General features: G+C 63.1%; 12 protein-coding genes. All 12 read left to right on the plus strand.

The annotated features are described in order from the left end of the window. Window positions 1-28 precede the first annotated feature (28 nt). The 12 genes from hutC to hutG all read left to right on the plus strand — a co-directional run bounded on the left by hutC (window position 29) and on the right by hutG (window position 14686). Window positions 29-778 carry a histidine utilization repressor gene (gene hutC / locus PFZ56_RS07850; RefSeq protein WP_102862760.1) on the plus strand — a complete coding sequence of 250 codons (750 nt, stop codon included), beginning with the start codon at window positions 29-31 and terminating at the stop codon, window positions 776-778. Further along, the gene (locus PFZ56_RS07855) at window positions 775-1347 is read left to right on the plus strand and encodes a HutD family protein (protein WP_102862761.1); all 573 of its coding nucleotides are present in this window, start codon (window positions 775-777) and stop codon (window positions 1345-1347) included. Before hutC ends, PFZ56_RS07855 begins: the two co-directional genes overlap by 4 nt. Before the next feature lie 403 nt (window positions 1348-1750). Next, window positions 1751-3433, plus strand: a complete 1683-nt coding sequence (hutU, locus tag PFZ56_RS07860; RefSeq protein ID WP_102882108.1) for a urocanate hydratase — start codon at window positions 1751-1753, stop codon at window positions 3431-3433. Between the two features lie 145 nt (window positions 3434-3578). Next, complete coding sequence (locus PFZ56_RS07865; protein ID WP_170002071.1) at window positions 3579-5048, plus strand: cytosine permease; 1470 nt, start codon at window positions 3579-3581, stop codon at window positions 5046-5048. A 75-nt stretch (window positions 5049-5123) separates the two neighbouring features. Then, window positions 5124-6089 carry an ABC transporter substrate-binding protein gene (locus PFZ56_RS07870; RefSeq protein ID WP_170002073.1) on the plus strand — a complete coding sequence of 322 codons (966 nt, stop codon included), beginning with the start codon at window positions 5124-5126 and terminating at the stop codon, window positions 6087-6089. A 72-nt stretch (window positions 6090-6161) separates the two neighbouring features. After that, a complete protein-coding gene (locus PFZ56_RS07875) occupies window positions 6162-7013 on the plus strand; it encodes a proline/glycine betaine ABC transporter permease (RefSeq protein WP_102862765.1) in 852 nt (283 codons plus the stop codon). Continuing rightward, the gene (locus PFZ56_RS07880) at window positions 7010-7840 is read left to right on the plus strand and encodes a glycine betaine/L-proline ABC transporter ATP-binding protein (RefSeq protein WP_110595378.1); all 831 of its coding nucleotides are present in this window, start codon (window positions 7010-7012) and stop codon (window positions 7838-7840) included. The genes PFZ56_RS07875 and PFZ56_RS07880 overlap by 4 nt, the downstream gene beginning before the upstream one ends. 69 nt (window positions 7841-7909) lie before the next feature. Beyond that, complete coding sequence (hutH, locus tag PFZ56_RS07885; RefSeq protein WP_170002075.1) at window positions 7910-9433, plus strand: histidine ammonia-lyase; 1524 nt, start codon at window positions 7910-7912, stop codon at window positions 9431-9433. A gap of 116 nt (window positions 9434-9549) precedes the next feature. Further along, entirely contained in the window at window positions 9550-11088 is a 1539-nt protein-coding gene (gene hutH, locus PFZ56_RS07890) for a histidine ammonia-lyase (RefSeq protein ID WP_170002077.1), read from the plus strand. Window positions 11089-11244: 156 nt separating this feature from the next. Further along, a complete protein-coding gene (locus PFZ56_RS07895) occupies window positions 11245-12657 on the plus strand; it encodes an amino acid permease (protein WP_110595380.1) in 1413 nt (470 codons plus the stop codon). 12 nt (window positions 12658-12669) lie between these two features. Beyond that, entirely contained in the window at window positions 12670-13875 is a 1206-nt protein-coding gene (gene hutI, locus PFZ56_RS07900; protein ID WP_170002079.1) for an imidazolonepropionase, read from the plus strand. A gap of 10 nt (window positions 13876-13885) precedes the next feature. Then, window positions 13886-14686, plus strand: coding sequence for an N-formylglutamate deformylase (hutG, locus tag PFZ56_RS07905; protein WP_102882101.1), 801 nt, complete (start codon window positions 13886-13888; stop codon window positions 14684-14686). The last annotated feature ends 206 nt before the right edge of the window (window positions 14687-14892 follow it).

The raw sequence follows: 14892 nt of genomic DNA on the forward strand, positions 1-14892 counted from the left end.
CACCTTTTTTGCTCAACAAGGATTTCCCGTGCCGACTCCGCCTGCCAAATCGCCGCTGGCTGCCCATCTGGGCGATAGTCCGGCGCCCTTGTATGCCCGCGTCAAACAGATGATCACCCAGCAGATCGAGAGCGGAAACTGGCCGCCGCATTACCGCGTTCCCTCGGAAAGCGAGCTGGTCAATCAGCTGGGCTTCAGCCGCATGACCATCAACCGCGCACTGCGGGAAATGACCGCTGAGGGCATGCTGGTGCGCATGCAGGGCGTGGGGACCTTCGTCGCCGAACCCAAGAGCCAATCGGCCTTGTTCGAAGTGCACAACATTGCCGACGAGATCGCCTCCCGCGGTCATCGCCACACCTGCCGGGTCGTCACCCTGGGCGAAGAGGCTGCCGGTTCCGAGCGCGCCCTGGCCCTGGACATGCGCGAAGGGCAGCGAGTCTTCCACTCGCTGATCGTGCATTTCGAGAATGACATCCCGGTGCAGATCGAGGATCGCTTCGTCAACGCCCTGGTGGCGCCGGAGTACCTCAAGCAGGACTTCACCTTGCAAACCCCTTACGCCTATTTGTCCCAGGTCGCCCCCCTGACCGAGGGCGAGCATGTGGTGGAGGCGATTCTCGCCGAGCCCGAAGAGTGCGAGCTGCTGCAGATCGAGCGTGGCGAGCCGTGCCTGTTGATTCGGCGTCGCACCTGGTCCGGGCGCCAGCCGGTGACCGCCGCCCGCTTGATCCACCCCGGTTCCCGTCATCGTCTGGAAGGGCGCTTTCATAAATGATCCAGTCCACTCTGTTACGCGCCGCCGACTACCCGCGCATGCCATGGAAAAACGGCGGCGGCAGCACCGAAGAAATCACTCGTGACGCCGGCACTGGCCTGGAAGGTTTTGGCTGGCGCCTGTCGATTGCCGATATCGGCGAATCCGGCGGCTTTTCCAGCTTTGCCGGTTATCAGCGGATCATCACCGTGCTGCAGGGTGCGGGCATGCAACTGACGGTCGATGGCGAAGAGGTTCGGCCCTTGCTGCCCCTGGACCCCTTTGCCTTCAGCGGTGCCAGCCAGGTCAATTGCACCTTGCTGGAGGGCGCGATCCGCGATTTCAACCTGATCTATTGCCCTGAGCGTTACGTCGCCCGCTTGCAGTGGTTCGATGGTCAGCAACGCTTCTTCACCCAGGCGCACACCGTGCTGGTGTTCAGTGTCGCCGAGCAGACCTGGGTGGACACGGGCAGCATCCCGGTGCAGGCATTGGGGCGTTATGACTGCCTGCGCCTGGATGACAATGCCGGGGTTATGGAAATCGCCACCGATGGACGCTGCTGCGTCATCGAACTCACCGCCATCTGATCATTGTGGCTGGGTGCAGGCCGGGATACGGCCTGCTACCGGCTTCTATTCGTTCCCTCGCTGCGCCGGAACCCCAGCCCGCACCTGCCGTGCAGAACGGGCACACATCTCCCTGCAATTGCTGTTTCTCTCGCGCACCAGTTTGTTACCGAACGCCCCAGCACAGCGCAAAACCGGGTTTTGGTAACAGCTTCGCTGCGGCCAAAAAACTCTTCTGGAAAATTCTCGCTCTGTTGAAAGCCTTGTCCAGCAAGGCTTGCGGTTTGCTCTCAAGGTTTTTCAGGTACGTCTCAAGCGAGTTGGCCGCTTGATTGCATATGCTTGTATGTACAAGTAAATATGTGTGCGTAAGAGTCGATGGAATCCTCTTCGCACCTTGGACTCATCGCCGAGGAGTTTTTCCGTGACTGACAGCAAACCCACCCAATTCCGCAACGTCGAAATCCGCGCTGCACGTGGCAACAAGCTGACCGCCAAGAGCTGGCTGACCGAAGCGCCGCTGCGCATGCTGATGAACAACCTCGACCCGGAAGTTGCAGAGAATCCCAAGGAACTGGTGGTCTACGGTGGCATTGGCCGCGCCGCGCGCAACTGGGAGTGTTACGACAAGATCGTCGAAGCCCTGACCCATCTGAATGACGACGAGACCCTGCTGGTGCAGTCCGGCAAACCGGTGGGCGTGTTCAAGACCCACAGCAACGCGCCGCGGGTGCTGATCGCCAACTCCAACCTGGTGCCGCACTGGGCCAGTTGGGAGCACTTCAATGAACTGGACGCCAAGGGCCTGGCCATGTACGGCCAGATGACCGCCGGCAGCTGGATCTACATCGGTAGCCAGGGCATCGTCCAAGGCACTTATGAAACCTTCGTTGAAGCCGGTCGCCAGCATTACGACTCCAACCTCAAGGGCCGCTGGGTCCTGACCGCTGGTCTGGGTGGCATGGGCGGCGCGCAACCGCTGGCCGCGACCCTGGCCGGGGCGTGCTCGCTGAACATCGAGTGCCAGCAGACCAGCATCGACTTCCGCCTCAAGACCCGCTACGTCGACGAGCAGGCCACCGACCTGGACGACGCCCTGGCACGCATCAAGAAGTACACCGCCGAAGGCCGCGCGATCTCCATCGCCCTGTGTGGCAACGCTGCAGAAATCCTGCCGGAGCTGGTGCGCCGTGGCGTGCGTCCGGACATGGTCACCGACCAGACCAGCGCCCACGACCCGCTCAACGGCTACCTGCCCAAAGGCTGGACCTGGGAGCAGTACCGCGACCGCGCCAAGACCGAGCCGGCTGCCGTGATCAAGGCCGCCAAGCAGTCCATGGCCGAGCACGTCAAAGCCATGCTGGCCTTCCAGAAGATGGGTGTCCCGACCTTCGACTACGGCAACAACATCCGCCAGATGGCCCAGGAAGAGGGCGTGGAAAATGCGTTCGACTTCCCAGGTTTCGTCCCGGCCTACATCCGTCCGCTGTTCTGCCGTGGTGTCGGTCCATTCCGTTGGGCGGCGCTGTCCGGTGATCCGCAGGACATCTACAAGACCGACGCCAAGGTCAAGGAACTGATCCCTGACGATGCCCACCTGCACAACTGGCTGGACATGGCGCGCGAGCGCATCAGCTTCCAGGGCCTGCCGGCGCGGATCTGCTGGGTCGGCCTGGGCCAGCGCGCCAAGCTCGGCCTGGCGTTCAACGAGATGGTGCGCAGCGGCGAGCTGTCGGCGCCGATCGTCATCGGCCGCGACCACCTGGATTCCGGCTCGGTGGCCAGCCCGAACCGTGAAACCGAATCCATGCAGGACGGCTCCGACGCCGTGTCCGACTGGCCGCTGCTCAACGCCCTGTTGAACACTGCCAGTGGTGCGACCTGGGTTTCCCTGCACCACGGTGGCGGTGTCGGCATGGGCTTCTCCCAGCATTCGGGGATGGTCATCGTCTGCGACGGCACCGATGAAGCGGCCGAGCGGATTGCCCGGGTGCTGCACAACGATCCGGCCACCGGGGTCATGCGTCACGCCGACGCCGGCTACCAGATCGCCATCGACTGCGCCAAGGAACAGGGCCTGAACCTGCCGATGATCACCGGTAAGTAACCGCAGCATCGGTTCACCCCACTCTCCCTGTAGGAGCCAGCTTGCTGGCGAAGCAAGCACCACGGTGCATCAGCTGCACCGCCTCGCGAGCAAGCTCGCTCCTACAGTGGAAATCGTCTGCAGTGCCCATAGAGGTTTGACGTCCATGGCCTTAGCGAATGATCGTGCAAGCAGCAAGCCGTTGATCGAAAGGCGTTCGATCGACTACATCCCGGAAGCGGAAAGACACGGTCGTCTCTTGAGCCAGTTCACCCTGTGGCTGGGTGCCAACCTGCAGATCACGGCCATCGTCACCGGCGCTCTGGCGGTGGTGTTGGGCGGTGATGTGTTCTGGTCGTTGATCGGGCTGTTGATCGGGCAACTGCTGGGCGGCGCAGTGATGGCGCTGCATGCGGCGCAAGGACCGAAGCTCGGCCTGCCGCAGATGATTTCCAGCCGGGTGCAGTTCGGGGTCTATGGCGCGGCCATCCCGATGGTGCTGGTGTGCCTGATGTACCTGGGTTTCACCGCAACCGGCACGGTGCTTTCCGGGCAGGCGCTGGGCCAGATGTTCGGTGTCAGTGACAGCATCGGCATCCTGATTTTCGCCAGCGTCATTGTGCTGGTCACGGTGCTTGGCTATCGGGTGATTCACTACATCGGCCGGGTTGCCAGCGTGATCGGCGTGATCGCCTTTTTCTACCTGTTCAGCCGGCTGCTGAGCCAGACCGACGTCAGCGCCTTGCTGGCGATTCGGCACTTCAGCTGGAGCAGCTTCCTCCTGGCGGTGTCGTTGGCCGCATCCTGGCAGATCGCTTTCGGGCCTTATGTCGCCGACTATTCGCGCTACCTGCCGAGCAAGACGTCGCCATTGAAGACCTTCCTCGCCGCGGGCGCAGGTTCGGTGATCGGTGCCCAGGTGGCGATGGTACTCGGGGTGTTCGCCGCGGCCCTGTCCAAGGGCCAGTTCGCCGGTCGTGAGGTGGCTTACATTGTCGGCCTGGGCGGCACTGGCGCCATAGCGGCGTTGCTCTATTTCAGCATTGCCTTCGGCAAGGTGACCATCTCGACGCTGAACTCCTACGGCAGCTTCATGTGTATCGCCACCATCATCAGTGGCTTTCGCGGCGAGCTGAAAGTGACGCGCTTGCAGCGGTTGATCTTCGTGTTGCTGATCGTCGGTGCCGCGACCCTGATCGCGCTGCTGGGCCAGCACTCGTTCCTCGGCGCATTCAAGTCTTTCATCCTGTTCCTGCTGGCGTTCTTCACGCCCTGGAGCGCGATCAACCTGGTGGATTTCTACTGCATCACCAAAGAGCGCTATGACATCCCGGCGCTGTCCAATCCGGACGGCCGCTACGGGCGCTGGAATGCCATGGGCATCACTATTTATGTGTTCGGCGTGCTGATCCAGATGCCGTTCATTTCCACCCACTTCTATACCGGCCCCCTGGTGGCGAGTCTGGGCGATACCGATATCTCCTGGATCATCGGCCTGGTGGTGCCCGCGGCGTTGTACTACGCCTGCGCGAAGAAGTGGCATGGCGCGGTGCCCGAGCACCTGATCCTGCCGGTAGAGCAGGACGCGCCCACCGAACAAAAGCTGAGTCAGGCCCGTCGCGCTGCTGCGGTGTGAGTCTTGACGGGACGTGGACAGGGCTGGATGCCTCTTAACTGCCGTAAGCCAACTCATGATTAGGAGCGTCACACAATGAAAATGCATAAGACCCTGCTGACCACGTTGCTGTCCTTGGGCTTGCTGGCCGCTTCCGGCGCCCAGGCGGCCGGCTGGTGCGAGTCGGGCAAACCGGTGAAGTTCGCCGGCCTGAATTGGGAAAGCGGCATGTTGCTGACCGACGTCCTGCAGTTCGTCCTGGAGAAGGGCTACGACTGCAAGACCGATAGCCTGCCTGGCAACTCCATCACCATGGAGAACGCCCTGGGCAGCAATGACATCCAGGTCTTCGCCGAAGAGTGGGTGGGCCGCAGCGAGGTGTGGAACAAGGCCGAGAAGGCCGGCAAGGTGGTGGGCGTCGGCGCGCCGGTGGTGGGAGCCGTCGAAGGTTGGTACGTGCCGCGCTATGTGATCGAGGGCGACGCCAAGCGCAAGCTCGAAGCCAAGGCGCCAAACCTGAAAAACATCGCCGACCTGGGCCAGTACGCCAGCGTGTTCAAAGACCCGGAAGAACCGAGCAAGGGCCGCTTCTACAACTGCCCGGCCGGTTGGACCTGTGAGCTGGACAACAGCGAGATGCTCAAGAGCTACGGCCTGGAAAGCAGCTACACCAACTTCCGTCCGGGTACCGGCCCGGCCCTGGATGCGGCGGTGTTGTCGAGCTACAAGCGTGGCGAACCGATTCTCTTCTACTACTGGTCGCCGACCCCGCTCATGGGCCAGGTGGATCTGGTCAAGCTGGAGGAGAAACCCGGCGTCGACAAGAGCGTGAGCATCAAGGTCGGCCTGTCCAAGACCTTCCATGACGAAGCTCCTGAACTGGTGGCGGTACTGGCCAAGGCCAACCTGCCCATCGATCTGCTTAACCAGAATCTGGCGCGCATGACTCGCGAACGCATCGAGTCGCCGAAACTGGCGAAACTCTTCCTCAAGGAACATCCTGAAGTCTGGCACCCATGGGTCAGCGACGACGCTGCCAGGAAAATCGACGCGGCCTTGTAGGTCGGGCTTTTCCGACGGTTCACAAGAGCCGTCGGAGGCTGGACCACAACCTCCTTTGATCGAGAGTTTCTTATGTTTCCAGAAAGTTTCACCTTTTCCATCGCCGACTGGGTCAACGGCTGGGTCGACTCCCTGGTGACCAATTACGGTGATGTGTTCCGGCACATTTCCGACACCTTGTTGTGGGCCATCGTCAACCTTGAAGGCCTGCTGCGCATGGCGCCCTGGTGGCTGATGCTGGCGATTGTCGGCGGCATCGCCTGGCACTCCACCCGCAAGCTGCTGACCACGGCGGTGATTGTCGGCCTGCTGTTCCTGGTGGGCGCCGTCGGCCTGTGGGACAAGCTGATGCAGACCCTGGCGCTGATGCTGGTGGCGACCGTGATCTCGGTGCTGATCGGCATTCCCCTGGGGATTCTCTCGGCTCGCAGCAACCGCTTGCGTTCGGTATTGATGCCGCTGCTGGACATCATGCAGACCATGCCCAGCTTCGTGTACCTGATCCCGGTGCTGATGCTGTTCGGCCTGGGCAAGGTGCCGGCGATTTTCGCCACGGTGATCTACGCCGCACCGCCGCTGATTCGTCTTACCGACCTGGGCATCCGCCAGGTGGACGGTGAAGTGATGGAGGCGATCAACGCCTTCGGCGCCAACCGCTGGCAACAGCTGTTCGGCGTGCAACTGCCTCTGGCCCTGCCAAGCATCATGGCGGGGATCAACCAGACCACCATGATGGCCCTGTCGATGGTGGTGATCGCCTCGATGATCGGAGCCCGCGGCCTGGGCGAGGATGTGCTGGTGGGAATCCAGACCCTCAACGTCGGGCGCGGCCTGGAAGCGGGGTTGGCGATCGTGATTCTGGCGGTGGTGATCGACCGCATTACCCAGGCCTACGGTCGTCCACGTCATGAGGTGAGCAAATGAGCAGTGCTGCCGTGAGCAAGATCGAAGTCAGGAACGTCTTCAAGATATTCGGCAACCGCCCCTCTGATGCCCTGGCGATGATCCGCCAGGGCCAGAGCAAGGATCAGGTACTGGCCCAGACCGGCTGCGTGGTGGGGGTCAACGATCTGTCCCTGAGCATCGGCACCGGTGAGATCTTCGTCATCATGGGCCTGTCCGGTTCCGGCAAGTCGACCCTGGTGCGCCACTTCAACCGCCTGATCGATCCCACCAGCGGGGCGATCCTGGTGGATGGCGAAGACATCCTGCAATACGACATGGAAGCCCTGCGCCAATTTCGCCGGCACAAGATCAGCATGGTGTTCCAGAGCTTCGGCCTGCTGCCCCACCGCAATGTTCAGGACAATGTCGCCTACGGCCTCAAGGTGCGTGGCGAGAGCAAGTCGCTGTGCGCCGAGCGGGCCCTGCACTGGATCAACACCGTGGGCCTCAAGGGTTACGAGAAGAAGTACCCGCACCAGCTGTCCGGCGGCATGCGCCAACGGGTCGGCCTGGCCCGGGCCCTGGCCGCGGACACCGACATCATCCTCATGGATGAAGCCTTCAGCGCCCTGGACCCGTTGATCCGCGCCGAGATGCAGGACCAGCTGCTGGAGCTGCAGAAGACCCTGCACAAGACCATCGTCTTTATCACCCACGACCTGGACGAGGCGGTACGCATCGGCAACCGCATCGCGATCCTCAAGGACGGCCGCCTGATCCAGGTGGGTACGCCGAAGGAGATCCTGCATTCGCCGGCGGATGAGTACGTCGATCGTTTCGTCCAGCGCCGCGCCGCCACCGTGTAGGAGCCGGCTTGCCGGCCAAAGGTCCGGCAAAGCGGCAGACAACCCAAGGTTTGCAAGAAGAGGTCCCCGATGTCCCAGGCTGAAAAAATCGTTATCGCCGACGCCCCTCTGGGTTGGCAGGATGTTGTCGCTGTCGCCCGTCATGGCGCGCAGCTGGCGCTTTCGGCCCAGGCCTGGGCGCGTATCGACAATGCCCAGGCCATCGTCCGCCAGGTGGTGGACAGTGGCGAGCGCGCCTATGGCATCAGCACGGGCCTTGGCGCCTTGTGCAACGTGGTGCTGGCCGGTGAGCAACTCAGCCAGCTGTCGCGCAACACCTTGCTCAGCCATGCCTGCGGTGTCGGGCCGGCGCTGGCCGATGAGCAGACCCGGGCGATCCTCTGTGCCGCCATCATCAACTACAGCCACGGCAAATCCGGCATCCACCGGCAAGTGGTCGAGGCGCTGCTGACCCTGCTCAATCGCGGTATCACTCCACAGGTGCCGTCCCAGGGGTCGGTGGGTTATCTGACCCATATGGCCCACATTGGCATCGCCTTGCTTGGCGTCGGTCAGGTCAGCTATCGCGGTCGTGTTGTCAGCGCCGAACAGGCCCTGGCCGAAGAGGGGCTGCAGCCGGTGCAACTGGGGGCAAAGGATGGCTTGTGCCTGGTCAACGGCACGCCGTGCATGACGGGCTTGAGTTGCCTGGCCCTGGCCGATGCCAGTCGCCTGTTGCAGTGGGCCGACGTGATCGGCGCCATGAGCTTCGAAGCCCAGCGGGGCCAGATCGACGCCTTCGATGCCGAGATCATCGCTCTCAAGGCGCACCCCGGCATGCAGGTGGTGGGCAGCAACCTGCGGGCCTTGCTCGATGGCAGTGAAGTCATCGCCGCTAGCCGCGGCATCCGCACCCAGGACGCCTTGAGTATCCGCTCCATTCCCCAGGTACATGGTGCAGCCCGGGATCAACTGGCCCATGCGGTCAAACAGGTGGAAACCGAGCTCAATGGCGCGACCGACAACCCGTTGCTGCTGGGCACCCCGGATCACTATCGGGTGGTGTCCCAGGCCAACCCCCACGGGCAATCGGTGGCGCTGGCGGCGGATCTGCTGGCCATCGCCATGGCCGAGATCGGCTCCATTGCCGAACGTCGCCTGGACCGCTTGATCAACCCCCATGTCAGCGGCTTGCCGGCGTTCCTGGTGAGCGAGCCCGGGGTCAACTCCGGAATGATGATCGTGCAATACGTAGCGGCTTCGCTGTGTGCCCAGAACCGTCAATTGGCCCAGCCGGCGGTGCTGGACAACTACGTGACTTCGGGCCTGCAGGAGGACCACCTGAGCCTGGGCACCAATGCCGCCCTGAAGCTGCATCAGGTGCTGGAGAACTGCACCCAGATCCTGGCCATCGAGTACCTGCTGGCGGCCCAGGCTTTCGAGTTTCTCAAGGCGCAGCGTTTCGGCACCGGCACCGGTATCGCCTGGTGCCTGCTGCGCGAGCGGGTCCCGGCCTATGACCAGGACCGCTGGCTGGCGCCGGACATTGCCAGCGCTGCGGCCCTGCTCAAGGACCCGGAGCTGCTGCACAAACGCTTTTCCAAGGTGCAATGAACCGTTTTTTCCATCACCAGCGTGCCAAGGCGTCACTCGTGCAAAACCGCGAATGACGACGGATAACGGAAGCTTCCGGAGCGACTGGTAGTTATTACAAAACTCTCAAAAGGAGCATGAATGTGACTGCGCTAAACCTGATTCCCGGCCAACTGACCCTGGCCCAACTGCGGGCCATCTATCAGCAGCCGCTGACCCTGACCCTGGACGACAGCGCCTCGGCGCAGATCGACGCCAGCGTCGCTTGTGTCGAGCAGATTCTCGCCGAGAACTGCACCGCCTACGGGATCAACACCGGTTTTGGCCTGCTGGCTTCGACCCGCATCGCCAGCGCCGATCTGGAAAACCTCCAGCGCTCCCTGGTGCTGTCCCATGCCGCTGGCGTGGGCGAGCCCATCAGCGACGATCTGGTGCGCCTGATCATGGTGCTCAAGGTCAACAGCCTGAGCCGCGGTTTCTCCGGCATCCGCCGTCAGGTGATCGATGCCCTGATCGCCCTGATCAACGCCGAGGTCTATCCGCATATCCCGCTCAAGGGCTCGGTGGGCGCTTCCGGCGACCTGGCGCCTTTGGCCCACATGTCCCTGGTGCTGCTGGGTGAGGGCAAGGCGCGCTACAAGGGCCAGTGGCTGGAAGCGACCGCGGCCCTGGAAGTCGCCGGCCTCAAGCCGCTGACCCTGGCCGCCAAGGAAGGCCTGGCGCTGCTTAATGGCACCCAGGTGTCCACCGCGTTCGCCTTGCGCGGGCTGTTCGAAGGTGAAGACCTGTTTGCCGGTGCTCTGGTGTGCGGCGGCCTGACGGTGGAAGCGGTGCTGGGTTCGCGCTCGCCGTTCGACCCACGGATTCACGCCGCTCGCGGTCAGCGCGGGCAGATCGATACCGCTGCGGCTTATCGCGCCTTGCTGGGGGACAGCACCGAGGTGTCCGCCTCGCACCAGAACTGCGACAAGGTCCAGGACCCGTACTCCCTGCGTTGCCAGCCGCAAGTGATGGGCGCCTGCTTGACTCAGTTCCGCCAGGCCGCCGAAGTGCTGGTGGTCGAAGCCAACGCGGTGTCCGATAACCCGCTGGTGTTCGCTGCCGAAGGCGATGTGATTTCCGGTGGCAACTTCCACGCCGAACCCGTGGCCATGGCGGCCGACAACATGGCCCTGGCCATCGCCGAGATCGCGTCCCTGAGCGAGCGCCGTATCTCGCTGATGATGGACAAGCACATGTCCCAGCTGCCGCCGTTCCTGGTGGCCAATGGCGGGGTCAACTCCGGCTTCATGATCGCCCAGGTGACCGCTGCGGCCCTGGCCAGCGAGAACAAGGCCCTGGCCCACCCGCACTCGGTGGACAGCATTCCCACTTCCGCCAACCAGGAAGACCACGTTTCCATGGCGCCGGCCGCCGGCAAGCGCCTGTGGGAAATGGCCGAGAACACCCGCGGTGTGCTGGCCGTGGAATGGCTGGCGGCCTGTCAGGGCCTGGACCTGCGCGAAGGCCTGAAAACCTCGCCGACCCTGGAAAAAGCCCGCGCCACCCTGCGCGAGAAAGTGGCGTATTACGAGAAGGACCGTTTCTTTGCACCGGATATCAACGCGGCCAGCGAGTTGTTGGCTTCGCGGTGCCTGAATGGGCTGCTGCCAGCCCAGTTGTTGCCGAGCCTGTAATGCACGCCGGGCCGCCAGATCACTCCGCGCTCGGCCGAGAGCGGTGGCCCGATTGGGTTCGCTTCACCTGCAAGATGGGCGCGGAGCGTCCGCTTCTGCCGCCCCGCGCTACGGCGCGGGGCGCACTTGTCCGATAACAATAAAAGGGACGATGACATGCAATCGCAAGAAACAGGATTACGTCGGGGGCTGACGGCCCGCCATATTCGCTTCATGGCCCTGGGGTCGGCCATTGGCACCGGATTGTTCTACGGCTCGGCCTCCGCCATCCAGATGGCCGGCCCGGCGGTGCTGCTGGCCTACCTGATTGGTGGTGCAGCGGTGTTCATGGTGATGCGCGCCCTGGGGGAGATGGCCGTGCACAACCCGGTGTCCGGCTCCTTCGGGCAGTACGCCAGCCAGTACCTGGGGCCCTTGCCGGGCTTTATCCTGGGCTGGACCTACGCGTTCGAGATGCTGATCGTCTGTCTGGCGGACGTCACCGCCTTTGGCATCTATATGGGCTTCTGGTTTCCCGAGGTGGCGCGCTGGATCTGGGTGCTGGGCATCGTCCTGCTCATCGGCGGGTTGAACCTGTGCAGCGTCAAGGTTTTCGGCGAGATGGAGTTCTGGCTGTCGCTGCTCAAGGTCGGGGCGATCATCGCCATGATCCTCGGTGGTTTCGGCATCATGCTGTTCGGTATCGGCAGCGCGGCCACCGAGCAGGCCACTGGCGCCAGCAACCTCTGGGCCCATGGCGGTTTCATGCCCAATGGCATCAGCGGGGTGATCGCTTCCTTTGCGGTGGTGATGTTCGCCTTTGGCGGCATCGAGATCATCGGTGTCACCGCCGGCGAGGCCAAGGACCCGCAGCGGGTCATCCCCAAGGCGATCAACGCGGTGCCGCTGCGCATCCTGCTGTTCTATGTGCTGACCCTGTTCGTGCTGATGTCGATTTTCCCCTGGCCGCAGATTGGCACCCAGGGCAGCCCCTTCGTGCAGATATTCGACAGCCTGGGCATCAGCTCGGCGGCCACCATCCTTAATATCGTGGTGATTTCGGCGGCGGTGTCGGCGATCAACAGCGATATCTTTGGTGCCGGGCGCATGATGTACGGCCTGGCCCAGCAAGGGCAGGCGCCCAAGGGCTTTGCCCAGATTTCCAAGGCCGGCGTGCCGTGGATGACCGTGGTGGTGATGGCCGTGACGCTGTTGGGTGGGGTGGTGCTGAACTACCTGATCCCGGAAAACATCTTCCTGCTGATCGCTTCCCTGGCCACCTTCGCCACGGTCTGGGTGTGGCTGATGATTCTGCTGACCCATGTGGCGATGCGCCGCTCCATGACCGCCGAGCAAGTGGCCCGGTTGCAGTTCAAGGTGCCGTTCTGGCCTTGGGCGCCGGCAGCGGCGATTGCCTTCATGCTGTTCATCTTCGGCGTGCTGGGCTATTTCCCGAAAACTCAAGCGGCGCTGATGGTGGGCGTGGTGTGGATCGTTCTGCTGGTAGTGGCCTATATGCTGTGGGTCAAGCCGGCGGCGGGGCAGGCTCAGCAGATCCGCGTCGATTCTTCTTTACCTACTGATCATTAACGGAGGCCTTGGATGAGAACTCTTTGGCAACACTGCAACGTCGCCAGTATGGCCCAGGGCACTTACTCGATCATCGAGGACGCGGCCATCGTGACGTCAGGGGCGCACATCGAGTGGATCGGCCGGCGCCAGCAGGCGCCGGTCGCCGATGACCACCAGGTCCAGGACTTGGCGGGCGCCTGGGTGACTCCGGGCTTGATCGATTGCCACACCCATACGGTGTTCGGCGGCAACCGCAGTGGCGAGTTCGAGCAGCGCCTGCAGGGCGTGAGCTATGCCGAGATCGCCGCAGCCGGTGGCGGTATCGCCAGCACCGTGCGGGCGACCCGCGCGGCCACTGAAGAGGAGCTGTTCGTCAGCGCCCGCAAGCGTCTGCTGAGCCTGTTGCGCGACGGTGTCACCAGCGTCGAAATCAAGTCCGGCTACGGCCTGGACCTGGCCAGCGAGCGCAAGATGCTGCGGGTGATCCGCCGTCTTGGCGAGGAGTTGCCGGTCAGTGTGCGCAGCACCTGCCTGGCGGCTCACGCTCTGCCGCCGGAATATGCCGAGCGCAGCGACGACTACATCGAGCACATCTGCAGCGAGATGCTCCCGGCCCTGGCGGCCGAAGGGCTGGTGGATGCGGTGGATGCCTTCTGTGAGTACCTGGCGTTTTCTCCGGAGCAGGTGGAGCGGGTGTTTATCGCCGCGCAACAGCTCGGCCTGCCGGTGAAACTGCACGCCGAGCAGTTGTCGTCCCTGCACGGGTCAAGCCTGGCGGCGCGCTACCGGGCGCTGTCTGCCGATCACCTGGAGTTCATGACCGAGGACGATGCCATGGCCATGGCGGCTTCGGGAACCGTGGCAGTGCTGTTGCCGGGGGCTTTCTATTTCCTCCGGGAAACCCAGTTGCCGCCGATGGAAGCCCTGCGCAAGCACGGGGTGAAGATTGCCGTGGCCAGCGACCTCAATCCCGGGACTTCGCCGGCGTTGTCGCTGCGCCTGATGCTGAACATGGCCTGCACCTGTTTGCGGTTGACGCCGGAAGAGGCGTTGGCCGGGGTCACCCTGCACGCGGCCCAGGCCCTGGGCATGGAGCAGACCCATGGTTCACTGGAGGTGGGTAAGGTGGCGGACTTTGTCGCCTGGCAGATCGATCGTCCCGCCGACCTGGCCTACTGGCTGGGCGGCGACCTGGAAAAACGCGTCGTGCGACACGGCGTTGAAGTGACTGTTTAGGAGACAGGTTGTGGATAAGGTTCTGACATTCAAACAAGGCCGGGTGCCCCTGCTGATCAGCATGCCCCACGCCGGTACGCGCTTGACCCCGGCAGTGATGGCCGGGCTGGTTCCACAGGCGCAAAGCCTGCCGGACACCGACTGGCATATTCCGCGGCTGTATCAGTTCGCCGAGGAGCTGGGAGCCAGCACCCTGGCGGCCGAATACTCGCGTTTCGTCATCGACCTGAACCGGCCGTCCGATGACAAGCCGCTGTACGTCGGTGCTACCACCGGGCTGTACCCGGCGACGCTGTTCGATGGCGAGCCGTTGTTCGTTGAAGGGCAGGCGCCGTCCAAAGAAGAGCGGCAACAGTACCTGGAGCAGGTCTGGGGGCCCTATCACCGCACCCTGCAGGAGGAACTGGCGCGGCTCAAGGCCGAGTTCGGCTATGCCTTGCTGTTCGATGCCCACTCCATTCGTTCGCTGATCCCTCATCTGTTCGAGGGCAAACTGCCGGACTTCAACCTCGGCACCTTCAACGGCGCCAGCTGCGATCCGCAACTGGCCGGCCGTCTGGAGAGCATCTGCGCCGCCCACGGCGATTACACTCATGTGCTCAATGGTCGTTTCAAGGGCGGTCATATCACCCGGCATTACGGCAACCCGGCCGAGCACATTCATGCGGTGCAACTGGAACTGGCGCAGAGCGCCTATATGGAGGAGTTCGAGCCATTCCGCTATCGCGAGGACCTGGCGGCCCCGACCCAGGTGGTGCTCAAGGCATTGCTGCAGGGGCTGCTGGCCTGGGGGCAGGAGCGTTACCGCTGACATTGCTTGCGCCTGCAAGCTGGCTCCTATCGCGGATGCACGCCTTTATGTAGGGGCGAGCTTGCTCGCCAAGCGCGCTGCGCAACTCGTTGCAATCCCTTGAACAACCCTGTTTTCTTCAAGGACATGCTGATTGCGTAATTCGGGTTTATGATGCCAAACGGCAGAATAAATGAAGTCCCCAGCAGGGATGAACCCGACCTCCA

This window comes from Pseudomonas danubii (genome assembly GCF_042980055.1).
Taxonomy (GTDB): Bacteria; Pseudomonadota; Gammaproteobacteria; order Pseudomonadales; family Pseudomonadaceae; genus Aquipseudomonas; species Aquipseudomonas danubii.